Origin of the sequence: Shimia thalassica (genome assembly GCF_001458215.1) — a bacterium.
Taxonomy (GTDB): domain Bacteria; phylum Pseudomonadota; class Alphaproteobacteria; order Rhodobacterales; family Rhodobacteraceae; genus Shimia; species Shimia thalassica.
Map to the genome: position 1 here is coordinate 17,198 of NZ_CYTW01000004.1, position 24,335 is coordinate 41,532.

A 24,335-nucleotide genomic window follows, 5' to 3' on the forward strand; every position below is an offset into this window, starting at 1 on the left:
CGTATGTCCTTAGCGAAAGATATCCGGCGCGGCGCTGACAAGCTTGGCCCGGCATTCTTTGATAAAGCTAGGTTCGACCAGAAAATCACGCGACAGCTTTTCAATCGAAGCATCCCCCTTGAGAGCTTCAAGAGCCACTTTTGCGCGGAATTCGGGGTCTTCGACCGGTGCCTTCTGTTTGACGATCTTGGTCGGGATCAGCGCCGCATCCACATCGATTTCATGCTTTTTGATTAGCTTGTCCATGAACGATCCGCGACGCGGGCGGTTGTTTTCTTTTTCTTCCAGCCGCGGCTTCATACGCCGCGCCCAGAAATGCACGCCCTTGGTGTCATCACTCAGCCGTTCTTCGATATTGAAGCGGCTCATGATCATATGGTTCCGGTCCTTGAACGAAATTGGATAAAAGGCGGAAACCGGTTCAGCGTATTTGATTTCACCGCTTTGTTGCAGGAAATAGGTCACGGCCGCCGGTCCGGTGAACCCCCAGTTCTGTTCCGTCATGTGGACAGCCCGACCCGCATCTTTTTCGGCCTGAAGCTCTTTTTGCTGCCACGGCTTCAACCACGGGCCAATCGCATATTCATCCTCAAAGAACTCCAGCATCGCATCAAGCGCTTTCGAGTTTCGGGGCAAGCCCAGAACCGCATTGCAAACAAGATTGTCCTTTTCCCATCCAAACACGCTTTGACGCGTGAAATTGAAAGGGCGATAGCAATACATGTCTGCATCGACCCAGATCTTGTCGGTTTTCTTGAGCATGTTCAGGCGCCACAAATCCGCATGGATCGCGGGGCTGCCTGTGCGCGCATGGCGAAACATCGGGTTCGACGGGAATATCTCTTCGGCATCTCCGGCATGCACCCCTTCGGGCACATTCGGGATGGGCTCATAACTATACAATGTGGTGTGATGGCCTGCGTCCGCAAAGGACTTGAGGCACAGTTGTTCAAGCCACGACAACTTGCCGCCGATCCACAAGCTCGCAATTTCAGGTAGGTTCGCCATGTCTGCTCTGCACTTTGTTTTCAATTTTGAAACAGTTTACCACATCAAATCCCTTTGTCTCTGAAATTCAGTAAATTTGATAGGTTTCAAAAGGGTGTAAGGTCCCCGCTAGTGGGTGGTTTCCTGCTTTTCGACGGTAAAGAAATATCCATCAGGATGATTGTCATGCACAATGTCATCCGGCACCACGTCCGGCCCGGCCAGAAAGACATTGGCCCCGAACACATGGTGCATTTTCGAAAGCTGCTCCATCCGGTAGCCGGTCAAATCCGCATAGAAATTCGAGTAGTTTGTTGTCTCTTTCAGCGCATCGATCTTGCCACGGTGCTTATCAACGCTGAAGTGGTGGGCCTCGGCAATCTCGGGATCTTCCATCAGGCGCGCCATCTCTTTTTCAAGCGCGGGGATCATGCGTTGGATGGACGTATCTTCAATCGAGTTGTTGTTCATCCGGAACCAATAGGCGAGACCCTGATCCCGATCCACGTGGTTCACACGGCCGCGATCCCGTTTGACCAGAAAGCTCTCGGCGGATCGCACTGCATAGTGGTTCAATTGAACCAGATCGTATCCCACGGTGTCAGACGTGGAGCGCCACGCATTCCGGTACATGTCTTTGGGCAAAGGTTGCCCTGACCCGTTCACCCAACGGATTTCATTCCACAATTGCGGGTTCAATCCTTTGGGCCGGTGGACACCCAGTTTTTTGAACAGGCCGATATTGCGGAAAAGTGTCTTAAATCCCCATGCCTGATGCGGTTTGCGGGTCATTTCTCGGGCGCATTTGGTGTATTGGGCGATCAACGGTTCGTCGACATATTCGTGAATGTCCGAATTTCCAAACAGCCGCCAGGTGCAGGAAATCATGTTGGCGTCACCAACCGCCTTGAACAGATCCGAAAGGTGGCCCTCGCCCGTTTTGATGTTGATGAATTCATCCACATCCATCGAGATTACCCAGTCGGCGTTCTTGACGATCTCTTCCTTTTCGCCAGCATGAAGGGCGGCGTGCTGTGGCTTCAACCCCGTGCCCTTGAATGGGTTATCGCGGTGCTGAAGGATGCCTTTTTCCTGCAAGAGGTCCAGAAAGTCGTCCGTCCCGTCGGTACAGTCATTGGTGTATACAATAAAATCCTGCACCCCAATGGCGCGATGATAGGCAACCCACTCGAGGATAAACGGGCCTTCGTTTTTCATACAGGTGATGATGCAGGTGCGGTTGCTGGACTGATCCACTTTGGGCGCTTCCAAAATTGGCATGCGCACCGGTTTGTAGCCAAAGCGATCCTTCGACATGGCCAAAAGATCATCATCTTCGACAAGTGATGTTTTGGGAACAATACGCGACACCGTATCAGTCGGATGGCGCAATCCCATGAACCGGAAAAATGGCACCCACTCGCGCGGGTTGGGCTTTGTTCCGACAATCCGCACCAGCCGCCAAACGGCCTGCGGTCCGGCTTTTTCGGGTGCAACGCACCATCTGCGCCGCAGCTTCGTGGCGTCGAACTGAACGCAAATGTGATCCGCAAAGCAGGCATCTACGCCCTTGCGGCTGCGCCAAGGGTAACAGTTGCGCCCGGCAAGAATGACAGATCCGGTTTCGGAATTCACGGTGAAGTCAAAGAGGTTATCAACGCCGTCGCGTGGCATGACCAGATCACAGATATCCAAAAGGGCGACTGCGCGGGCCTTGTCCAAAAACCGATGGCGCGCCCATTCAAACAGCTGCAACTCTCGCTGGGGCGACTCCCACGGGGCACCTTCCGGAATGTCCATGCGATCCTTGCCCGGAGCATCGGGTGCGTTAAACGGATGGGCTTCGGCGGGCAAATCGGGCTGTCCCAACGGATGGTCCGCCTGAACCAGAACAACGCATTTCAGGCCCTTGATCTTGCGCGCCCCTTGCTTGAGCGCTTTGGCATAGTCGTCGTTGGTGTCCGGTCTTGCACGATCCAGAATAAGGGCCGCTTCGAGACCCTGTGTTTCGACGTGATAGGCAAGCCATTCCAAGGTTGCGTCGATACTTTCCCCGTTCCGGATGGCAAAGAAGGTGTTCAAACCTTCGAAAAGGTCTTGCTCGTGATCCTCAAGTGAAATTGCCGCCTGCGCCCCTGCGACCGCTAAAACCGGAGAATTTGGTCCCTCGGTCGATACGATCATGCCATCGCCGACGCTGCGGATCATGGTGATGGATGTTGTGTCATCTGCCGCTGTGATTTGGTCGGCGGTCACACCGACAGCAAAATAGGTTTGCGCAGATCCGTCAGGACGCCGAACTGCTGAAAGAACCACACCGTCGCCCACCTTTTGATGGGCCATGTCGCGTCGATGGAACACCGTCGAAGCCATATTACTCTAACCTGTCTGGGTGGCACGTTGGCCACTTGTTATGATTTGCTCGTATTAACAACTTGATACCACCGAACCAGCTGGCGCTGCAAACCTTGCGGCAGAACCGCAGAGCCAGACGCCGTAAGTATTTGGGTCAGCAGTTGATGATAGTCTTCTTCACGGACCAATTCCCGAAAGCGGTTCTGGTGCCACGCCACGGCTTTTGAATGCAGTTCGGCAATCCCGTCAATTTGCCTCAGGTCTTCTAGGGCCACCTCTGTTGCTCCGGACATCTTTTTGATCGAATGATCTTCCACCGTATTGAAGTTTCGTTCGACCCAATACGCCAGATCCACCTTCTTGTGGGCCCGATTGGGCAAACCTCGTGCGCTTTTGACCAAAAAAGCAGCCGCCGAACGAATGGCATAGTGGTTCAACTCAACCATTGAGCGCCCGTTCGAGATCATGAAGAGAGACAGGCGTTTGGTGTTGTCCGCAAAAGACGCCGGAAGAGGCTTGCCAGACCCGTCGACAAATGTCGGCGATGTTGCATGGGGGCCTGTTTTTTGTTGCGGGCGATGCACCCCAAGCTGATTGAACGGGCCTTTGGTCCGAAACAGCGTTTTGAAGAACCCGGCAGACACCGGATAAGCCGTATCTGGCGGGATCGCGCGTGTGAACTGCTCGGTGACAGGTCGATCCTCAATGTCTAACACATCGTTGTGCCCGAACAGACGCCAAGGCAGGATCACCCCGTCCGCCTGATCCGGCACCGCGCCCAACAGGTCGGAAATGGTGTGCCCTTTGGTATGAATATTGAGATACTCATCAACGTCAGACACAAGCACCCAATCTGCCTTTTTGCGCAATGGATGTTTCCATGCGGACTTGAGCGCTTGCCACTGGATTGACTTCTTGGGCTGCTTTTGATGTGGGACGTGGGTCAAAACGCCAGCGCTCTGCAACCTATCCAGAATCAGATCGGTCCCGTCATCACAGTCGTTCGAATACACAAGGAAATCGGTCACACCCGCTGCGCGGTGATGTGCAATCCATTCCAAAAGATACGGACCTTCATTGCGAACCGATGTAACCGAGAGAACTCTCAAACGCTGCCCTGACAATTTTGTTTTGCCGTTTTGCTTCGTTTAACATGCTTTGCGCTGATTTGCAGTTGGCGGATTCATTCCGCAATTCAGGTGAGTCCCCCACGCTACACCGCCACCTTGAAAAGAGCCGCCTTCCCCCTTATCATTTGAATATCTCTGGCACAGATCAAATCGAGGGCCATGCATCCAACCTTATCGGGGTATGGGATCGCGTGGGTTTTGTGTTGCTTGCCCGCTGCGCATCCTGTTCTCCGCGAACCGGAGATTTACATGCGCCAAACATCTAAATGGCAAGGGTATTGGGCCGATCTCTCGACCGATGACTTTGCCAATCTGCCAGAAGACACCATTGCCATTCTGCCGTTGGGGGCAACGGAACAGCACGGGCCGCACCTGCCTCTTTCGGTGGACACCACCCTGACCAACGCTGTTCTTGCGCAAAGCCGATCCCATTGGTCCGAGGACACGCATGCGCTGATCTTGCCCACGCTGACAGTGACCAAAAGCAACGAGCATATGGCACATGCCGGCACGCTGAGCCTTTCGGTGCGGACCCTTTTGGCGATGTTGGACGACATCGGTGCAAGTGTCGCGCGTGCGGGTGTGAAGCGTCTGATCATGCTGAACGGTCACGGCGGCAATACTGCCCTTCTTGAAATTGCTGTGCGCGAGATGCGGGTTGCGCATGGGCTTATCACTGCACATGCGTCCTGGTTCGGATTTAGCGAAACCGAAGGGCTGGTTGATCCGGCGGACGCCGCGCACGATTTGCATGGTGGAGATATCGAAACCTCGGCCATGCTGGCGGTACGTCCTGACCATGTGGATATGAGCAAGGCCCCGAACAGTCAGCCGAAAAGCCGGCTGTGGCAGGAAAACCTGCGCTGGACGGGTTTGAACGGTCAGGCAGCGCGTCCTGGTTGGGTGATCGCGGACCTGCAAGGCTCGGGCGTCTGCGGCAACGCGTCGGCGGCGACCCGAGACAAAGGCGAGGCCATGCTGTCATCTGCGGCAAGAAATTTTGCTGCGTTCCTTGCCGAGTTTTCAACTTTTGAGCCCACAGCATGAAACACGCCAGTCAACGCACCCTGCCCGACCTCCGCGTGCCAACTATTTTTGTAAAACCCCAAACGTCTTTTTCTGGCGAGGAGGGTGGAGGCTTTCTGCGCGGTGATGTCGTCGTTGTCGACAATCGCATTGTGGGCATGCGCCCTTCGGACAAACATCTGGACGGGCGTATCCTGATGCCACGGCTTGTCGAAGCCCATTGTCACCTTGATAAATGCCACACTGTTGAACGTATGGCCGTTGTCGGAGGAAACCTTGAACAGGCCATTCTGGCGCAACGCCAAGACAAGGCGAACTGGACCGATCAGGATATCCTGAGCCGCGCGAAACGCGGGCTTTCCGAATTTGTCACTGCCGGAACAGGTATGGTGCGCAGCCATGTTGATTGGGGAGATACCGCGCCGCCCCCGCGCAGCTGGTCGTTGATGTGCGCATTGGCCGAGGAAACATCGCAGACAACGCTTCAGCTTTCGGCCCTCGTTGGCGTGGCACAAATGTCGGACAGGTCTTTTGCAAAACAGGTCGTTGCATCAATACCGGACGGGCACGCATTGGGTGCCTTTGTGTTTGGGCAAGACGGCCTTGAGGCAGGTCTTCGCAATATCTTTGACTGCGCCACAGACCGAGGGCTGCCTCTTGATTTCCACGTTGACGAAGGTCTCTCACCCGATCTGAACGGATTGGAACTGATTGCCAATATAGCGTTGGAAACCGGTTTCTCGGGGCCAATCCTGTGCGGTCACGCCGTTAGCCTTGCTGTTCACCCGACCGCCACAAGAAACCGGATCATCGAGAAGCTGTCCAAGGCCGGCATCTGTGTTGCCATGTTGCCCACCACCAACCTGTATCTTCAGGGGCGCAACGGCGGCACGCCCACCATGCGCGGCATTACTTTGGCCAAAGAACTGGACCAAGCGGGTGTTCCCGTGGTCGTTGGCACAGACAATGTACGGGATGCGTTCTGCCCCGTCGGGCGACATGATCCGATGTATGCATTGGAGATGGCGATCCTCGGCGCGCATTTGGATTCCCCTTTCGACACATGGCTCAAAACGATCACAACCAATGCCTGTCTAGCATTGGGGGCCGATGCGCCTAGCCTAAATGGCGCCCCTCTGGATGACGTCCTTCTGTGCGACGCAACTGACTTTTCCACACTGATCAGCGGCGCATCACGGCGCCCTGCCAATACATATTTCGAGGTGTAAACCATGTCCGATTCCATTTCTGGCAAGACCAGCCTTGACTGGGAAGCCTTCGCCAAGGATCTCGCCCCCGTCGAAACCATATCCGAGCCGGTTCTCGTTAAAAAACGGTCGCGGGATTTCTTTTGGTACTCTCCCATACTGAACGCACAGCTGCGCCGCAGCTTTGGAGACCTTGTTGCCGTCCCAAAAACAACAGAGGACCTGGCACAGTGTTTGCGTGTGGCTTTTGAACATGATGCGCCAATCACGATACGTGGCGGCGGGACTGGGAACTATGGTCAGGCCGTCCCCATGGAAGGCGGGCTGATCATCGAAACAACCCGGATGAACCGCATCCTCGAGATCGGCGAAGGGTATGTAACGGCACAGGCTGGTGCCAATATCGAAGAGATCAACAAAGCGCTTCACCTTCAGGGCTGGGAGCTGGCCATTTTCCCGTCCACGCAAGACATCGCAACAATCGGCGGCTTCATCGCAGGCGGGTCTTCGGGAATCGGGTCCGTTGCGAACGGCATGTTGCGGGACGCGGGCAACATCCTCTCCCTGAAGGCGATGTCCGTGTCCGACACGCCAACAGAGAATCTGTTCGAGGGCGAGGCCGTCAATCACATCCACCATGCGTGGGGGCTGAATGGCGTCATTACCGAGGTCACATTGCGCACTGTGCCACATCGCAACTGGATCGGGTGTATGGCCACGTTTGACACCTATGCTCAAGCCTATCAGGCGGGGTATGCGCTGGCGCTGTCAGACAACATCGGGCGCAAGCTGGTTTCAACAGTAGACGCGCGCATCTGCGCCTATTTTCCGCGACTGGCCGACCACATCCGTCCCGAAAAGCACCTGATGACATCCTTGGTACCTGCTGAAGATATCGACGCCTACCGTGCCCTTATAAAAGAACAGGGAGGCAGCATTGATTTGACGATGTCAGAAGACGAACGCAAAGAGATGGGCCTGCCCCATGTGTTCGAATTCGCGTATAACCACACAACACTTCAGGTTTTGAAGGCTGACAGGTCTGCCACATATTTGCAGGTCGGATGCCCCACCCCGCCAGACGCCAAAGCCATCAAGGCCCTGCGCCCCAAGCTCGGCGATGATGTGTGGCAACACCACGAATTTGCCTTGCTGGACGGCGAAATCGTTACCTTTGACCTTCCGATTGTCTGGTACACGACAACCGAGCGCCTTCGAAAAATTGAAGCAACCTACACGGAAAACGGCTTCCCGGTGTATGATGCCCACATCTGTATGGTCGAAGGCGGCGGACTCAAAAACGCCGATTACCGCCATCTGGCATGGAAAAAGCGGATGGACCCCAAAGGTTTGTTGAATGCTCCCAAATCGCGGGAATGGCCGAATGTGAAGCATTTGAGCCCGGAAGACATCGAAGCCTTGATCCCGTCGTAAAGGAGACCCAACCATGACCGGATTGAAAACCTCTCCCTTGACCCAAACGTTTGGCGTCGAGGTGCACGACCTCCAGTTGGCAAACATTTCGCAGGACCATTTGTTCCCCGAATTGCGATCTCTTTTCGAGGAACATTCGGCCTTATTGTTCAGGAATCAGCAGATTGACGACGCCCGCCATATGGCCATCGCTCAACTTTTTGGTGCAATCGAAGATCGAAATGCAGACGAAAGGCCCGCGGATGAACCCTTCTCAGTGCCCGAAGTGTCGAATATTCGACAAGACGGGTCGGTTACAGACCAGATGGACCAGCACACTCTGCACCTAAAATCCAATATGCTATGGCATTCGGACAGCACCTTCATGCCGGTTCCGGCTCTGACCAACATTCTCATCGGACGGGTTATCCCCTCGACCGGTGGTGCAACCCAGTTGGCCTCGACCCGCGCAGCGTGGGCAGACATGCCGGAAATGCTAAAGGCCAAAATACGCGATCGGGGAATCTGGCATCACTACGCGGTGTCCCGCGCCAAAATATCCGAAACGCTGGCAAAACTGCCTATGTTCCACAAATGGCCTGCCCAACACTGGCGCGCTGTTTTACGCAATCCAATCAACAAAAAAGAGTCGCTATATCTTGCATCACATGCCTATGCTGTGGATGGATATAACGAGTTGGAAAGTGAGAAACTTTTAGAAGAGTTAATCGGGTTTTGCACTCAGAAGGACTATGTCTACAGCCACGACTGGCAAGCAGGCGATGTTTTGATTTGGGATCAACGCGCCGTCCTTCACCGAGGCACACCTTGGCCCTATGACGAACCCCGAAAGCTTTCGAGCATCTGTGTCTCGATCGGCCCCGAAGACGGGCTACATGAGATGAGGCTTGTTGAAGACCACTAAGAACACCGGCGAAACACACCCGCCAAAAATATGCAGATACACTGCAAAAATCGGGGCCAGACCCCAACCCAACAGAGAGGAAGACAATGAAATTTTACAAGCGTAACGGACAACCGATGCCGCAAGCGATTGTTGATCAAGCGAGCAAAGTTGGCGACGACGCGGTAAACCGCCGTGAGTTCCTGGCACTGGCCAGCGCTTTTGGTGCAACCGCTGCGACAGCCTATTCAATGCTTGGCATGGCAACACCCGCTCAAGCCGCCGGCAACGCCAAGATGGGTGGCACCGTGCGTATCCAGCAAGAAGTGCGCGCCCTCAAGGACCCGCGCACCTATGACTGGTCACAAATTGCCAACTTCTCGCGTGGCTGGCTGGAATATCTGGTGACTTACGAAAACGATGGTACGTTCAAGCCGTCGCTGATCGAAAGCTGGGACATCTCGGAAGATGCGAAAACCTACACCCTGAACGTTCGCAAGGGCGTTAAGTGGAACAACGGTGACGACTTCACTGCTGAAGACGTGGCGCGCAACATCGAAGGCTGGTGTGACAAAGAACTCGAAGGCAACTCGATGGCCGGGCGCTTTGCGACCCTGATCGACCCTGACACCAACAAAGCAATCGCCGGTGCGATTGAAGTCGTTGATGGTCACACTGTGCGCCTGAACCTGCCAAAATCGGACATCTCGCTGATTCCCGGCATGGCTGACTATCCTGCCGCGATTGTGCACGGTTCGCACAATGCCACCGATATGCTTGCCAACCCCATCGGCACAGGCCCGTATCTTCCAGATGGTCTGGAAGTTGGCGTCAAGGCTGCTCTGGTGCGCAATGCGGACCACACATGGTGGAACGAAGGCAACGGCGCATGGCTCGATCGTATTGAATTCATCGACTATGGCACCGACCCTGCTGCATGGGTCGCCGCAACCGAAGCTGACGAAGTCGACATGACCTACTCGGTAGAGGGTGAATTCATTGACCTGATTTCAAGCCTTGATGGCTGGAATGAAAACGAAGTTGTCACCATGGCGACCATCGTTATCCGTCCAAACCAGCTGGCCGAAGTTGATGGCAAGATGCCTTATGCAGACGTTCGCGTCCGCAAGGCGATCTCGATGGCTGTCGACAACAACGTTTTGCTTGAACTGGGTTATGACAACCGCGGTGTTACAGCTCAAAACCACCACGTTGGTCCGGCACACCCGGAATTTGCCGACATCGGCGCACCAACCTACGATCCTGCAGGCGCTATGGCGCTTCTGAAAGAAGCAGGCATGGCCGACTTCGAGATGGAAATCCACTCGATCGACGATGCATGGCGCAAGAACACCACCGATGCCGTTGCAGCCCAGCTGCGCGACGCAGGTTTCAACGTCAAGCGGACCATCCTGCCAGGCTCGACCTTCTGGAACGACTGGGTCAAGTATCCGTTCTCGTCGACAAACTGGAACCACCGTCCTCTGGGCGTTCAGATTTGGGCGCTGGCCTATCGTTCTGGCGAAGCCTGGAACGAATTCGGCTATGCCAACCCGGAATTTGACGCAATTCTCGAGCAGGCTCTTGCCACTGCCGACGTTGAACAGCGCCGTGCGCTGATGGCGAAAGGCGAAAAGATCCTGCAGGACGATGCTGTCACGATCCAGCCTTACTGGCGTTCGCTGTACAACCACACCAGAGAAGGTCTGGAAGGTGGCGATCACCATATCTCGTTCGAGATTCGCCCAGCCAGCCTGCACTGGACCTAATATACGAACCTAATAGAAACGGGCCGCTCTTGAGCGGCCCGTTTTTTATGATCTCCACAGTTACCAAGGTGACAACATGGACATGACATTGCTCGCACAGGCAATCTCATTGGCGTTGCTGGCCGCGTGGCTTACCACAGGCGTGCGCGACAATATCCTGCATCCATCGGTCAATGAGACCTACACGGCACAGGTTTTCACGATGGAACGCATGGCTGCCGAATACCCTGACGAATTTGCACGTGTCTCACACCGCGCGGTACACAGCAGGAAGCTTCAGAAGCTGGCTTTTGGCACCGTTGTCGTTTTCGAAGTCCTCGCCACACTCGTTTTGTGGGCCGGCGTTATCCTGCTGTTCATGTCGATTTTCGGAAGTGCCACCGTCAGCACTGCGCGATCTGTTGCTCTTTTCGGGGCGCTTATGTTCACGACGATCTGGGCAATGTTCACAATCGTAGGCAACCATTTTTCTTACTGGTTTTGCCACGAAGGTGCCCAGAACACCCACTTTCAGATGACGTTGTGGGGTCTGGGCAATATGATCTTTCTTAGTCTTTGAGACAGCTTGCAATATCGCTGGCCAAAGCACGCAACATCTCTGGATAGAGGGTCGCGCCAAGGGTTTGCTGAACGCCAATCGGGTCCAGTTCAATCGACTTGGTGTCAATGCCGTCAGCAACGGTTTTCACGAGTTTCGGATTGAACTGAGGTTCCGAGAATACACAGACGACTCCGCGCTCTTTCATGGCATCACGCACCTCTGACAGACGGGACGCGCTCGGGGATGATCCGTCTCGCACCAAAATGGCACCTGCAGCAGACAGGCCGTAGCGGTCTTCGAAATAATGATACGCGTCGTGGAACACTACAAATGGCGCATCTGCAACCGGGGCCAGCACCGCACCGATTTCATCGATCATGGCCTCGAGATCCGCCTGAGCCTGTTTCGCATTCGCCGCATAAGCGCTTGCATTTTCAGGGTCGGCTGTCGCCAAAGTGTCGGCAATTGCCGCGATCATGGCCACGCTGTTTTGCGGGTCCAGCCAAACATGCGGGTCTGTGCCGTCATGATCATGCGCATGATCATCGTGCTCATCACCGTGATCATCGTGACCCTCTTCGTGGTCGCCATGTTCGTCTTTGTGGTCATCGTGCTCGTCCGCATGATCGTCATGCGCAGCGTGTTCGTCATGGTCGTCATGATCTGCATGGTCATCAGCATCATGCTCTTTATCATCGTGGTGGTCTTCGTGATCGTCCTCATCAAGCTTGAACACCGCTGTGTCCCGGAACCCCAATGCGATCAGACCGGGAGCATCCATCATCTCGACCGCTACCGCATTGGGGGCGACCGTGGGAATCGTATCCTCCAGCTTTGGTGTCAGCTCGTGACCGATCCAAAACACAACATCCGCGTCCTGAAGGGCCTTCGCCTCGCTCGGGCGCATCTTGTAGTGGTGCGGTGACACCTCAGGGCGAATCAACAAATCAGGCGTACCAACACCTTGCATGACCTGAGCGACCAGCGAATGCAGCGGCGCAATATCTACAACAACTTTGGGCGCTTCAGCAGCAACACCAGCCGTCGCCGCCCCGAAAACCAAACCCCAAATAGCCTGTCTCATCGAAAGATTCCTTGTTATGACCTTTAACAAGGCGCTGGCATATCCCGATATGTTATAATATATCAACCCATGAAATTCCGGAAGGTGCAAGAATGCATGATATAGGCTTTGCCAAACACGACCACACTGCCTGTGTTTCAAGCGCGATGGACACGGTGGAGTCTTATTGCAGCGAAAACAAAGTCCAGCTCACGCCAGCAAGACGCCGCGTGCTCGAAATCCTTCTGGAGCACCACAAGGCGATGGGGGCTTACGACATTCTTGCGCTCTTGTCCGCCGAAGGGCTTGGGTCACAGCCGCCCGTGGTCTATCGCGCCCTCGATTTTCTCACCAAACACGGGTTTGTCCACAAGATCGAAAAGCTGAATGCCTATCTTGCCTGTATGCATCCGGGTCGGTCACACTCTCCGTTTTTCCTGATTTGTCGCGCCTGTGAAACCGTGGCCGAAACAAAGATGCCCTCTGATGATTTGCTCACAGCAGCCAGCGCTCTTGGGTTCCAGATTGAATCAACGGTGATCGAAGCCGTGGGCCTCTGCCCCGGGTGTCTGAACGAGGCAAAGGCATGAGCCTGATCGAAATGCAGAACGTCGATGTGCGCCTTGGCGGGCATCAAGCGTTGAGCCACGTAGACCTTGCAATCAACAAAGGTGAAATTGTCACGATTGTCGGCCCAAACGGGTCAGGCAAGACCACGTTGCTGCGCACCTTGATCGGTGCCCTCAAACCCAGCCGGGGGACGGTCAAACGGTCCAAAGGGGTCCGGATCGGATATGTACCGCAAAGCCTTTCGATCGACGCCACGCTGCCTTTGACCGTGCGCCGTTTTCTGTGCCTGCCCCATCGTCACAGCACACAGGCCATGGACGACGCCTTGCATCATGCAGGCGCAAACGGGTTGCAGGACCGCCAGATGACCGACCTTTCGGGTGGTCAGTTTCAACGCGTGCTTCTGGCCCGCGCATTGCTCAAGAAACCGGATTTGTTGGTTCTGGATGAGCCGACAACAGGTTTGGATCAACCCGGATCTGCAGCGCTCTATCGTCAGATCGAACAGGTCCGTCAGGATCTGGGCAGCGCGATCCTGATGGTCAGCCATGAACTCCACGTCGTGATGAGCGCCTCTGACCGTGTGATTTGCCTCAATGGACATGTTTGCTGTCATGGCGCGCCCGAGACCGTGGCCTCGGCGCCAGAGTATCGTGCGTTGTTTGGTACCGGCACCCAAGGGGCCCTCGCGCTCTATAGACACGACCACGATCACCACCATCACAGCCACGCAGAAGAATCTCACGAGCACGGAGCCTGCAACCATGCTTGATGACTTTCTAATCAGAGCCATGCTTGCCGGACTGGGTGTTGCGGTTGCCGCCGCACCATTGGGGTGTTTTGTCGTGTGGCGTCGCATGGCCTATTTCGGAGATGCCACCGCGCATGCCGCGATTCTGGGTGTTGCCTTGTCCTTGGCGTTGTCTACTTCGGTTTTTGCAGGCGCTCTTGCCGTGGCTCTGGCTATGGCCCTCACCGTGAGCACACTGTCCGGCCGGGGATACGCCATGGATACGCTCTTGGGCGTTTTGGCGCATTCCGCATTGGCGTTTGGCCTTGTTGCCGTTTCCTTCCTGCAAGGGATCAGGCTAGATCTCGATGCCTATCTCTTTGGTGATATTCTGGCTGTATCGCGCACTGATCTGGCTGTGATCTGGGTGGGTGTGGCGTTGATCCTCGCACTGACGATCTGGCGGTGGTCCCCACTTTTGACTGCGACTTTGAACCCCGATCTGGCCTATGCCAGCGGTATTGACCCAAAACGCGAACAGCTTGTTTTGACACTTGGGCTGGCCATTGTTGTGGCCGTTGCAATCAAAGTTGTCGGGGCTTTGCTGATTGTGGCCTTGTTGATCATTCCCGCAGCCAGTGCCCGGCCATTGGCGCGCACGCCCGAATCAATGGCGGTGGCTGCAGCGGTGATCGGTGCGGTGTCGTCTTTGGCAGGCCTGCGCCTGTCCTTTCTCTTTGACACACCCAGCGGGCCGACCATTGTCTGTGTGTCGGCAGTGATTTTCACCTCGACAAATCTGGTCGCACGCGTGCTGCGCGCAACCGCCTAGCGTATATCCGAGGTGAAACTCTGGCGTTCACGCGGTCATTGCGGCGTGGATCAACGCTTTCAACTCTGCCCGCGCGGGATAAGAGCTTGAAGGGGACAGTTGCGTAAAGAACACGACACTTAGATCCTTGGCCCGATCAACCCAAAAGAAGGTCGATGCCATCCCGCCCCAGCTAAAGTCACCCACCGAACCGGGTGTTCTGGCGCGCGCTGCATCAAGAACCACGGCCCCGCCAAGGCCAAAGCCCATGCCATCCATCGGCTGTTCTGCAAAGCTTTGCGGCCCCATCGACGCAATGTCGCCGGGTAAATGATTGGACAGCATAAACTCCACGGTGTTGGACGAAAGCAACCGCTGCCCGTCCAAAGCACCGCCTTGGCGCAGCATTTCCGCAAAGCGCATATAGTCGTCGATGGTTCCCACCAATCCACCACCGCCGGAATAGGTGTCCGCCGCAAGAAAAGGCGACCCGTCTGCACAATCGACCATGCGCAGGGTTTCCCTGCCAGTGCTAGCAGAGTTCAACGCCATCGCGTCCCCTTCCAGAGGAGTATACAAAGACGCAAACCTGTCTTTGCTGCCCTCTGGCACGGAAAACGCGGTGTCATTCATACCCAAGGGGCCAAGGATTTCTTCTGCGAAAAACTGGTCCAAAGGTTTGCCCGACAAAATCTCGACCACGTGCCCCACAACGTCAATGCCAACAGAGTATTCCCAGCGCGAACCGGGCTGAAATGCCAGAGGCAACGCAGCAAGCTGTTCAACAAGGGGGGCGAGCGGTCCTTGATTGGCGCGAAAGATCAAGTCCTGCGCGTCCATCGCTTTGGGAAGAACACCGGGGTTGAACGGATAACTTAACCCCGAGGTGTGTGTCAGAAGTTGGTGCAGTGTCGGGACCGCTGCTGCTTCGGTCTGGTCAATGTCGGTTGCACCGGGGACAAGTGCCCGCATTTCGGAAAACGCCGGGATGAAATTACTGACGGGCGCATCCAGATGGCACAGCCCTTTTTCTGCCAACATCATCAATGCCACGCTGGTGACAGGTTTGGTCATCGAATAGATCCGCGCGACAGTGTCCCGCTGGAAAGGCAGGTTTTCTTCAAGAGACCGCTCACCGGTGGCATGGAAAAACACTTCGTCTCCGCCACGGGCCACCAACATGCTGGATCCGGCGAACTTTCTTTCCGCGACATAGCGGTCCATCCAGCTTCGAATCCAATCCAGTCGACCCGCGTCAAACCCTTGTGTAGCCGGATCAACCGTATTCATCATAATAAGCCCTGCCTCCTGAACCCTGCACGTCGGCAGGGCTTTCCCTTCTGTCTACTTTGCCGTTCGTCATACAGATCGGGCAAGACCGCGAAAATACGTAGTTTCACTTTGCGCGATTTGAAGCAGGCAGGTCAGAAGCGGCAATTTAGCTTTAAGATCTGTCCAATTCGGCAGCAAACGTCTCGATCAACTTGGCTTTGAGTATCTTGCCGGTTGGCGCAGCGGGCAGGTCATGCGCAACAATAATCCGTTCGGGCCGCTTGTAAGGTGCCAGCTGACCATGCACAAAATCCTTGAGCACGGCCTCGGTCAGGCCGCTCTCGGGCGCAGTTTTCACGAAGGCCAGAACCTCTTCGTTGCCCTCCATTTTGCGACCGACCACGCCAGCGACGATCACGTCGGGGTGCTCGGTCAGGATCGCTTCGACCTCTACCGGATAAACGTTGAAACCCGACCTGATAATCAGTTCCTTGGTACGACCCGCGATGTGAAGCCGCCCCTCTTCGTCAAAACGCCCCAAATCGCCCGACCGGAACCAGCCTTCGGAGGTCAGCACGTCAGCGGTCTGCACAGCATCGCGGAAATAGCCTTTCATGACCTGCGGGCCGCCGATCAGAATTTCCCCGATCCCCTCTTCGGGATGCGCACCAACCGCCGTCATATCAAGGGACAATTCACTGCCCAGCATTGCGCGCCCCACACTGATGTCAGGATCACCCAGATCATTTCGGGTGGCGCACACCCCTGCAGCGCATTCCGTGAGCCCGTACCCATTTTGCAGAGGCAATCCATAGAAGGTTTCCGCCTCCCGTTTCCACGCCGGATCAAGCGGCGCCCCACCCGATGACACATAACGCAGCAACCCGCGTGAATAACGCGGCATGTCGTTTGCTCTCGCATAATGAAACAGGTGCGCGTGCATTTGGGGCACAGCGGGCAGAAGCGTCACGTCATCTTGCAACGCCGCATAAAGACGTTTTACATCGAAACGGGTTTCCAATCTGGCGGTGCCCTGCGCAAAGCAGATCGCCAAAATCGTGACCAATCCAAAGATGTGCGACAGGGGCAAGGCCAGATAGGTCACATCCCCTTCCTGCATGCCACGCACATCTGCCGAAGCCTTGGCAGCGTTGATCAGATTGTCATGGGTCAGCATCGCGGCTTTCGGATGGCCGGTTGTCCCCGAGGTATAGAGCAACACCGCCACGTCTTCGAAATCCGGCTCTGGCTGGCTGTTTTCGCGGGGGCACAATGCCACCTCTCCGAATGCGCCAGACACATTAAGGGCACCATGTGCCTTGGCGTGATCAGATGCGGCTGGGGAAGACCCGATTGAGAACATGATCGCGCTCGGGTCCGAGTGGGCGACAATACGTTCTAGTTCAGGACCGGTCAGACGTGCATTCACCACAACAGAGGCCGCGCCAAGCTGACTTGTTCCCAGCATAAAAGCGAGCACTTCGATGGAGTTCTCAAAGCACAAGACAACACGGTCACCAGACTTCACTCCAATTTCCTGAAGCCGGTTCCGCGCATCCTCGGAAGCCGCTTGAAGGTCCTTCCACGTTGTCTGGCTGTCGTCTTGGCTGATCACCCCCAAGCCGTCGGGTTTACGCGCTGCCGCGTGGCTCACAAAGTCATGTATCCGGTCCATACGCGCTCCTCCCAAAGTCGCTTGAGTTACCTAAAGACAGGTTTCTCCTTGTTCAGAAATGCCTTGATACCTGTCTGCGCCTCATCTCCGCCCAAGGCATGCGCCATGGCGTCTCGTTCTGCGTCCAGCTGCTCGGCCAATGTCGCGGTTTCCGCGCTGTTCAGCAGTTGCTTGATCACAGTGATGGCTTGTTCAGGGCCATTGGCAATCTGCGCGCCCAAGGCATGCGCCGCGGCGACAACCGATCCATCTTCCAGAACCTCTGTCACGGCCCCAAGGTCAAACATGCGCTTTGCGCCAAGCGGCTCGGCCAGCATGGCCATACGGGCCACCGTCGCGCGTGGCATCGCCTGTATCAGCGAATAGGTGGCCCCACCGTCCGGCACGAGGCCCGCCTTGACATAGGCCAGAGTGAATTTCGCATTTTCACCGGCCAATACGATGTCACAGGCCATGGCAATCGAAAGTCCGGCTCCGGCAGCGCCCCCTTCCACGGCGGCGATCACCGGCTTGGGGCATTCCTTGATCGCGCGGATGATCTTGCTCAGATTCTCGATCTGCGTTCGGCGTTCTTCCTCTGACATCTCACGACGCAGCTTCAGCGTATTGAGATCCCCACCCGAGCAGAAAAACCCGCCTTCCCCCGCCAGTACAACAGCCGCAATGGACGGATCAGTTGCAGCACGCGACAGTCCGGCCAGCAATCCTTGATAGTATTCGGGCGACAGCGCATTGCGCATGGCCGGATTGCAATTCCAGATCGTCAGGCAGGCCCCTGTCATCTCGTGGCGATATTTCTCTGTCATGATTGGGCCTCCGTTTGGCGCACGCGCTTAAACACACCGGTTGCACTCGCGATCAGTTTGCCCTGGTGATCATGCATTTCGGCGGTGACAAATTTCAGGCTACGCCCGCCACCTGTGACGCGACCAACGGCACGCACCTCGCCCTGAAGCGCGGGCGCCACAAAATTGATGTTCAGCGAAACGGTGGTGAACGGGGTCAGCCCGTCGTCATCGACGGTCATGCTGGCTGTGACGCCCCCTGCCGTGTCCAGCAGGGTGGAGATCAGCCCACCATGCAAAACACCATGCCGGTTCATATGTATATCCGCAGCGTCCAAAACGCAGTGCGCTTCTTTCTTTTCGGCATCCAACTCGACCCGAAAACCGATCAGCCTCGCCAAAGGAAGAGGCTTGCGGATTGGTGCAGTGCCGCTCATGCAGCGGACAACGCGATAAAGCGGGCAAGATGGTGATCAACATCGCCAAACCAGTGATCGATCATGGTGATACGTCGGGTGAAATGCGACAGGGCATATTCGTCCGTCATGCCAATGCCACCATGCATCTGAACAGACTCTTCCACGACCTGCGCACCAACGCGCCCAATCAGGTTTTTGGTCGCGCTGACATTGCGTTCGCGAGTGGTGCGATCCGCCTCCAGATGCCCAGCAAGATTGATCACTGCAGAGCGTGCCTGCTCAACTTCGATCAACACGTCCGCCATGCGGTGCTGCAACGCTTGAAACTTGCCAATCGGAACACCGAACTGCTTGCGCTCTTTCAGGTACTCGATGGTCAGGGCCTTGGCTGTCTCCATCGCGCCCAGCGCCTCGGCCGAGAGGGCAAGAACTCCGCGCGCCACTGCGGCCTCAAGGGCTGCATACCCGCCGGGCAGGCGGTTGGTTTCATCAAGCGCAACATCAACAAACGTCACCGTTGCACCAGATGTCCCGTCGTTATTTGTGTAATCGACAATTGTGACACCCTTGGCGTCCGTCGGAACAAGGAAAAGGGCAATGCCATCCTGATCCGTGGTTTTACCGCTTTCACGGGCCACAACAACAAGCGACGAGGCCTGTGCGCCGTTCAGCACATGCACCTTCGTGCCATTCAATTTGCCATCAACAACAGAGGTCTCGACATTATCCAGATCATAGCGCGCCTGTGATTCCGTACAGGCCAGCGCAACGATGCTTTCGCCTGCAATCACCTCTTCGACAAGGTCCGTGCGGTCCGCAATCAATGACCCGGTTAAAACAGCAGGCAACAACGGCTCGATTACCCCAGCGCGGCCCAGTTCTTCGAACACAACGGACAGATCAAAGCCCATTCCGCCAAATCCACCCTGATCTTCCGTGAACAGAGCCCCCAAGACACCCAGTTCGGCCAAACCTGCATAGATGTCGGGATCAAACGGGCGACCCGATGCGATGCCTTTGCGACGGCTGTCGTGGTCATATTTGTCTGCCAGAAAACGTGACAGCGTATCCTGCAACATCCGGCGTTCTTCGGTCAGGTTAAAATCCATGTCCTGCCCCCTTCCTTAAAGCCCGATAATGGCTTTGGTGATGATGGTACGCTGCACTTCGTTCGATCCGCCAAAGATCGACAGCTTGCGCATGTTGAAATAGCTCGGACCAGCAGTCGCAGCATGTTCGGGGCCCATCATTTCGGCGTTGTCGCCCCCTTCCAGATAATCCGGCTGGAACGGCAATGCGTCGGGTCCAACGGCACGGCGCAACAATGAAGTCAGTTCTTGACGAATAACCGTGCCTTTGACCTTGAGCATGGAACTTTCCGCGCCGGGCGCCTCGCCTTTTGCGGCCGCTGAAACAACGCGCAGATTGGTGGTCGCCATGGCCATCAGATCAATTTCAACCTGCGCCAGACGCGCCGCGAAGTGCGGATTTTCCGTAAGAGGTTTGCCACCCGATTTCACATTTTGCGCAACATGTTTGACGGTATCGAGCGCCGCGGTAGAGAATCCGACTCCGGCGATGTTGGTGCGTTCATGGGTCAGAAGATACTTGGCATAGGTCCAGCCTTTGTTCTCTTCACCAACAAGGTTTTCTGCGGGTACCCTGACGTTATCGAAAAAGACCTCGTTTACCTCTGCTTCGCCATCGATCAACACGATGGGCCGCACCGTGACACCCGGAGACGTCATATCGATCAGAAGGAAAGAAATGCCTTCCTGTTTTTTGGCATCCGGATCCGTGCGCACAAGACAAAAGATCCAATCGGCATGCTGGCCCAATGTGGTCCATGTTTTCTGACCATTGACCACATATTCGTCGCCTTCACGAACAGCGCGCGTTTTCACCGCAGCAAGATCCGATCCCGCTCCCGGTTCGGAATACCCCTGACACCACCAGTTGGTGCCATCCAGAAGTCCCGGCAAAAATCTCTGCCGCTGTTCTTCGCTGCCAAAGGCCATCAAAACGGGCGCCAGCATACTCAGACCGAATGGCAATGTTCTAGGCGCGTGCGCCAAACAGGCCTCTTCTTCGAAAATCTGGCGTTGAACGGCATTCCACTCCGCCCCGCCATATTTCTTTGGCCAGTTTGGGGCCAGCCAACCCTTTGCGTTCAACAGCCTGTGCCAATGTTCGACATCCTGCTTGGACATGCGTTTGCCCAGCCGCACTTTCTCGCTAAGGTCTCTTGGCAGCGTTTCAGCCAGCCAATCGCGCACTTCTGCGCGAAAGGCTTGCTCCTCATCGGTATAACTCAGGTCCATGTCGCGTCCTCTTAGAAGATTTCGAACAGGCCAGCCGCACCCATGCCGCCGCCGATACACATGGATACCACACCGAGCTTGGCACCGCGGCGTTTCCCTTCCAGCATCAGGTGACCCGTCATGCGCGCCCCCGTCATGCCATAAGGGTGTCCAATCGCGATTGACCCGCCATTCACGTTGTATTTGTCGGGGTCGATGCCCAAACGGTCACGGCTATAGAGACACTGGCTGGCGAAGGCTTCGTTCAGCTCCCACAGATCGATATCGTCAACCCTCAGACCATGCCGTTCGAGCAGGCGAGGCACCGCAAACACGGGACCGATCCCCATTTCATCCGGTTCACACCCAGCAACCGCAAAGCCTTTGAACGCGCCCAGCGGCTCGAGACCGCGCCGCTCGGCCTCGTCAGCCTCCATAAGAACAAGGGCTGCTGCCCCGTCTGAGAACTGGCTGGCATTGCCCGCCGTGATAAAGTTCTCGGGTCCGCGCACGGGTTCAAGACTTGCCAACCCCTCGATCGTGGTGGTCGGGCGATTACACTCGTCGCGATCCACGGTCACTTCGTGCATCGAAATCTCGCCGGTTTCCTTGTCCTTGACGGCCATGGTTGCCTGCATCGCGACGATTTCATCATCGAATTTGCCTTCTGCCTGTGCTTTGGCAATCAGCTGTTGGCTGCGCAGGCCGTATTCATCCTGTGCCTCACGTGTCACGCCATACCGCTGGGCAACGATATCGGCGGTTTCCAGCATGGTCATGTAAATGGCCGGCTTGTGCTCTAGCAACCAGGGATCGGCGGCAGGGCGCATTTTTGCCTGCACCATAGAAATGCTTTCCACACCGCCAGCAACCATGGGACCTGCGCCATCCGATGTGATCGCATTAGCGGCCAGTGCGATTGATTGCAGTCCGGAAGAACAGAACCGGTTTACGGTCATGCCCGACGCAGAAATTGGCAATCCGCCGCGCAGTGCGATCTGGCGACCGATGTTGCCGCCTGTCTCGCCTTCGGGAAGACCGCAGCCGATGATGCAATCTTCGATCTCGCTACCATCCAGACCAGCACGAGACACGGCTGCCTGAACGGCGTGGCCGCCCATTGTGGCCCCGTGTGTTGCGTTGAAAGACCCCCGGAACGATTTCGCGAGACCCGTCCGGGCGGTGGATACGATTACGGCTTGTTTCATGGGATTTCTCCTTACCCGTTCAGGTCTGAAAATGTTTTGCCTTCAGCCGCCAGTTTTTCCAGCAGCGGGGCTGGTTGCCAGAAAAAGTCATCTTCTTTCTGGAAGGTTTTGATGTCGTTCAGGATCTTTTGGATGCCCACCGTGTCGGCATAATGCAGCGGCCCGCCGCGCCAGCGTGGGAAGCCGTAGCCATTCATCAGGGTGATATCGACGTCCAGCGGACGCAGGGCGATGCCCTCTCCCACCACTTTGGCAGATTCATTGACCATTGCGGCCATATACCGGTCGATGATCTCTTGATCGCTGATCTCGCGCGGGGCGATGCCTTTGGCGTCACGCTCTGCGGCGATCATGTCGAGAACCTCTTGATCCTTGGTTTCACTGCGGTCAGCGCCGTAGATGTAAAAGCCCCGCCCCGTTTTGCGCCCAAACCTGCCAAGCTCGCACAATTTGTCGTGGAACTCGGAATACTGCTCGCGGGGGTCGCGTGTCGCCGCCATGCGTTTGCGGTTTGCCCAACCGATATCAAGACCTGCAAGGTCTGCGACCCGGAACAAGCCCATCGCCAGACCAAAATTTTCCATCGCACGGTCAACGTCATATGGGCTGGCTCCTGCCAGAACCGCGCCATTCAATGCCTTGGCATAGGTGTTAAGGATACGGTTGCCGATAAAGCCGTCACAGACACCCGACCGCACCGCGATCTTGCGCATTTTCTTGGCCAAAGCGAACCCGCTTGCCACGACATCGTCAGACGTTTTGTCACCCACAACGATTTCCAGCAGTCGCATCATGTGCGCCGGCGAGAAGAAGTGCAGGCCGATGACGTCCTCGGGACGATTGGTCATTGCCGCAATTTCATCAATATCGAGGTAAGAGGTGTTCGAGGCCAGGATCGCGCCTGGCTTGCAGATTTTGTCGAGCTGCCCAAACACGTCTTTCTTGACATCCATGCTTTCGAACACAGCCTCGATTACCAGATCCACATCCGCGAAATCGGCATAATCCGTTGTGGTGCGGAATTTGCCGCCAACGATTGCTTCATACTTTTTCTGGTTGAGTTTTCCGCGTTTCAGAGCGCCGTCCAGATGTCCAACGACCGTTGCAAATGCCTTGTCTGCGGCATCTGTGTCGCGTTCGGCCAGTGTGACCTCAAGTCCGGCAAGCAATGCACTGGTGGCAATCCCTGCCCCCATTGTGCCACCGCCAACAACACCCATCACCGAGATATCGCGCGGCGTTCCCGACTTTAATTCGGGCACTTTGCCAACCTGACGTTCGCTAAAGAACGCGTGGATCATCGCGCTTCGTTGATCGTCCGCCATCAATTCCATGAACAAGGCGCGTTCTCTCATTACCCCTTCTGCAAATGGAAGGGTGATTGCCGCTTCGATCGCATCCATGATCTTGAGAGGCGCGATCAACCCGCGCGCCGCTTTGGACACCTTGGCGCGGATGGCGTCCAGTTCACCCTCTGCAACGGGGCTTGGGGCACGTGCACTTGTCGGACGCACACCTGCGCCTTCTGACAAAAGCTTGTTCGCGTATGCAATACCGGCGGCCCGCACATCAGACCCCTCGGCGATTTCGTCAACCAACCCCAGTTCGAGCGCTTCCTGCGCGCCAATCATCGCGCCGGTCGTCATCATTTGCGCAGCCTTCGCGATGGGCACGACGCGCGGCAAACGCTGCGTTCCTCCCGCGCCCGGCAACAGACCAAGGTTCACCTCGGGCAGGCCGAATTTTGCGGTCGGCAGAGCGATTCGATAATGAGAGCCCAGCGCCACTTCGAGACCGCCACCCAGAGCCGTGCCATGCAAGGCGACAACCGTCGGGGTCGAGATCGCCTCCATTTCATCGATCAGGTTCGGCAAATGCGGCGCCTGTGGCGGCTTGCCAAATTCCTTGATGTCAGCGCCTGCAATGAATGTGCTGCCACCTCCGTAAACAACGATGATGTCGGCATCTTCGTTAGCGTCTGCATCAAGCACTGCATTGATCAGCCCCTCGCGCACGGCATGACTTGCTGCATTTACTGGCGGATTGTTGATTTCGATAACCGCAACGCGGCCTTCTAAAGTCGTGGAAACAGGGTTCGACACGCTTTCCTCCCAAAATTCGTGGCCGTTTACTAATGAACAAGATCGTACCTGTGCGCCGAGATATTTC

At 56.0% G+C, this 24,335-nt stretch carries 21 protein-coding genes; 9 read left to right on the forward strand and 12 right to left on the reverse strand.

Annotated elements, in window-relative coordinates; translation table 11 throughout:
- Positions 1 to 9 precede the first annotated feature (9 nt).
- From PH7735_RS15310 to PH7735_RS15320, 3 genes are all read right to left on the reverse strand, one after another.
- On the reverse strand, positions 10 to 1,008 hold the full coding sequence (locus tag PH7735_RS15310; RefSeq protein ID WP_058312296.1) for a hypothetical protein: 999 nt from the start codon (positions 1,006 to 1,008) through the stop codon (positions 10 to 12).
- 108 nt (positions 1,009 to 1,116) lie between these two features.
- Complete coding sequence (locus PH7735_RS15315) at positions 1,117 to 3,360, reverse strand: glycosyltransferase family 2 protein (protein WP_058312297.1); 2,244 nt, start codon at positions 3,358 to 3,360, stop codon at positions 1,117 to 1,119.
- A 38-nt stretch (positions 3,361 to 3,398) separates the two neighbouring features.
- Positions 3,399 to 4,451, reverse strand: coding sequence for a glycosyltransferase family 2 protein (locus PH7735_RS15320; RefSeq protein ID WP_058312584.1), 1,053 nt, complete (start codon positions 4,449 to 4,451; stop codon positions 3,399 to 3,401).
- 270 nt (positions 4,452 to 4,721) lie between these two features.
- Here PH7735_RS15320 and PH7735_RS15325 point away from each other — a divergent pair, with 270 nt between their 5' ends.
- The 6 genes from PH7735_RS15325 (at position 4,722) to PH7735_RS15350 (ending at position 11,351) form a co-directional block, all read left to right on the forward strand.
- The gene (locus PH7735_RS15325; protein WP_058312298.1) at positions 4,722 to 5,519 is read left to right on the forward strand and encodes a creatininase family protein; all 798 of its coding nucleotides are present in this window, start codon (positions 4,722 to 4,724) and stop codon (positions 5,517 to 5,519) included.
- Positions 5,516 to 6,727: an amidohydrolase family protein gene (locus PH7735_RS15330; protein ID WP_145865349.1), complete on the forward strand. Its 1,212-nt coding sequence runs from the start codon at positions 5,516 to 5,518 to the stop codon at positions 6,725 to 6,727. Before PH7735_RS15325 ends, PH7735_RS15330 begins: the two co-directional genes overlap by 4 nt.
- A gap of 3 nt (positions 6,728 to 6,730) precedes the next feature.
- Positions 6,731 to 8,140 carry an FAD-binding oxidoreductase gene (locus PH7735_RS15335; protein WP_058312299.1) on the forward strand — a complete coding sequence of 470 codons (1,410 nt, stop codon included), beginning with the start codon at positions 6,731 to 6,733 and terminating at the stop codon, positions 8,138 to 8,140.
- Between the two features lie 13 nt (positions 8,141 to 8,153).
- Positions 8,154 to 9,044: a TauD/TfdA dioxygenase family protein gene (locus PH7735_RS15340; protein WP_058312300.1), complete on the forward strand. Its 891-nt coding sequence runs from the start codon at positions 8,154 to 8,156 to the stop codon at positions 9,042 to 9,044.
- Between the two features lie 86 nt (positions 9,045 to 9,130).
- Complete coding sequence (locus PH7735_RS15345) at positions 9,131 to 10,792, forward strand: ABC transporter substrate-binding protein (protein WP_058312301.1); 1,662 nt, start codon at positions 9,131 to 9,133, stop codon at positions 10,790 to 10,792.
- A gap of 76 nt (positions 10,793 to 10,868) precedes the next feature.
- A complete protein-coding gene (locus PH7735_RS15350) occupies positions 10,869 to 11,351 on the forward strand; it encodes a DUF2165 domain-containing protein (protein WP_058312302.1) in 483 nt (160 codons plus the stop codon).
- Here PH7735_RS15350 and PH7735_RS15355 read toward each other — a convergent pair.
- Positions 11,341 to 12,417, reverse strand: coding sequence for a zinc ABC transporter substrate-binding protein (locus PH7735_RS15355; RefSeq protein WP_058312303.1), 1,077 nt, complete (start codon positions 12,415 to 12,417; stop codon positions 11,341 to 11,343). The genes PH7735_RS15350 and PH7735_RS15355 overlap by 11 nt on opposite strands.
- 92 nt (positions 12,418 to 12,509) lie before the next feature.
- Between PH7735_RS15355 and PH7735_RS15360 the strand changes: the two genes are divergently transcribed.
- Genes PH7735_RS15360 through PH7735_RS15370 form a run of 3 tightly spaced genes read left to right on the forward strand, consistent with a single transcriptional unit; the run spans position 12,510 to position 14,528 of the window.
- Entirely contained in the window at positions 12,510 to 12,986 is a 477-nt protein-coding gene (locus PH7735_RS15360) for a transcriptional repressor (RefSeq protein ID WP_058312304.1), read from the forward strand.
- The gene (locus PH7735_RS15365) at positions 12,983 to 13,738 is read left to right on the forward strand and encodes a metal ABC transporter ATP-binding protein (RefSeq protein ID WP_058312305.1); all 756 of its coding nucleotides are present in this window, start codon (positions 12,983 to 12,985) and stop codon (positions 13,736 to 13,738) included. Before PH7735_RS15360 ends, PH7735_RS15365 begins: the two co-directional genes overlap by 4 nt.
- A complete protein-coding gene (locus PH7735_RS15370; protein ID WP_058312306.1) occupies positions 13,731 to 14,528 on the forward strand; it encodes an iron chelate uptake ABC transporter family permease subunit in 798 nt (265 codons plus the stop codon). Before PH7735_RS15365 ends, PH7735_RS15370 begins: the two co-directional genes overlap by 8 nt.
- Positions 14,529 to 14,555: 27 nt before the next feature.
- On the opposite strand, the gene PH7735_RS15375 is transcribed toward PH7735_RS15370, so the two are convergent.
- The 8 genes from PH7735_RS15375 to PH7735_RS15410 all read right to left on the reverse strand — a co-directional run bounded on the left by PH7735_RS15375 (position 14,556) and on the right by PH7735_RS15410 (position 24,268).
- Entirely contained in the window at positions 14,556 to 15,800 is a 1,245-nt protein-coding gene (locus PH7735_RS15375) for a serine hydrolase domain-containing protein (protein ID WP_233488331.1), read from the reverse strand.
- Positions 15,801 to 15,951: 151 nt separating this feature from the next.
- On the reverse strand, positions 15,952 to 17,454 hold the full coding sequence (locus PH7735_RS15380) for a class I adenylate-forming enzyme family protein (RefSeq protein WP_058312307.1): 1,503 nt from the start codon (positions 17,452 to 17,454) through the stop codon (positions 15,952 to 15,954).
- A 26-nt stretch (positions 17,455 to 17,480) separates the two neighbouring features.
- Entirely contained in the window at positions 17,481 to 18,260 is a 780-nt protein-coding gene (locus tag PH7735_RS15385; protein ID WP_082645273.1) for an oxepin-CoA hydrolase, alternative type, read from the reverse strand.
- Positions 18,257 to 18,676, reverse strand: coding sequence for a PaaI family thioesterase (locus PH7735_RS15390; protein ID WP_058312308.1), 420 nt, complete (start codon positions 18,674 to 18,676; stop codon positions 18,257 to 18,259). The genes PH7735_RS15385 and PH7735_RS15390 overlap by 4 nt, the downstream gene beginning before the upstream one ends.
- Complete coding sequence (locus PH7735_RS15395; RefSeq protein WP_058312309.1) at positions 18,673 to 19,767, reverse strand: acyl-CoA dehydrogenase family protein; 1,095 nt, start codon at positions 19,765 to 19,767, stop codon at positions 18,673 to 18,675. The genes PH7735_RS15390 and PH7735_RS15395 overlap by 4 nt, the downstream gene beginning before the upstream one ends.
- 15 nt (positions 19,768 to 19,782) lie before the next feature.
- Positions 19,783 to 20,979: an acyl-CoA dehydrogenase family protein gene (locus tag PH7735_RS15400; RefSeq protein WP_058312310.1), complete on the reverse strand. Its 1,197-nt coding sequence runs from the start codon at positions 20,977 to 20,979 to the stop codon at positions 19,783 to 19,785.
- Between the two features lie 11 nt (positions 20,980 to 20,990).
- On the reverse strand, positions 20,991 to 22,166 hold the full coding sequence (locus tag PH7735_RS15405; protein WP_058312311.1) for an acetyl-CoA C-acyltransferase: 1,176 nt from the start codon (positions 22,164 to 22,166) through the stop codon (positions 20,991 to 20,993).
- Between the two features lie 11 nt (positions 22,167 to 22,177).
- Positions 22,178 to 24,268 carry a 3-hydroxyacyl-CoA dehydrogenase NAD-binding domain-containing protein gene (locus PH7735_RS15410; protein WP_058312312.1) on the reverse strand — a complete coding sequence of 697 codons (2,091 nt, stop codon included), beginning with the start codon at positions 24,266 to 24,268 and terminating at the stop codon, positions 22,178 to 22,180.
- Between the last annotated feature and the right edge of the window lie 67 nt (positions 24,269 to 24,335).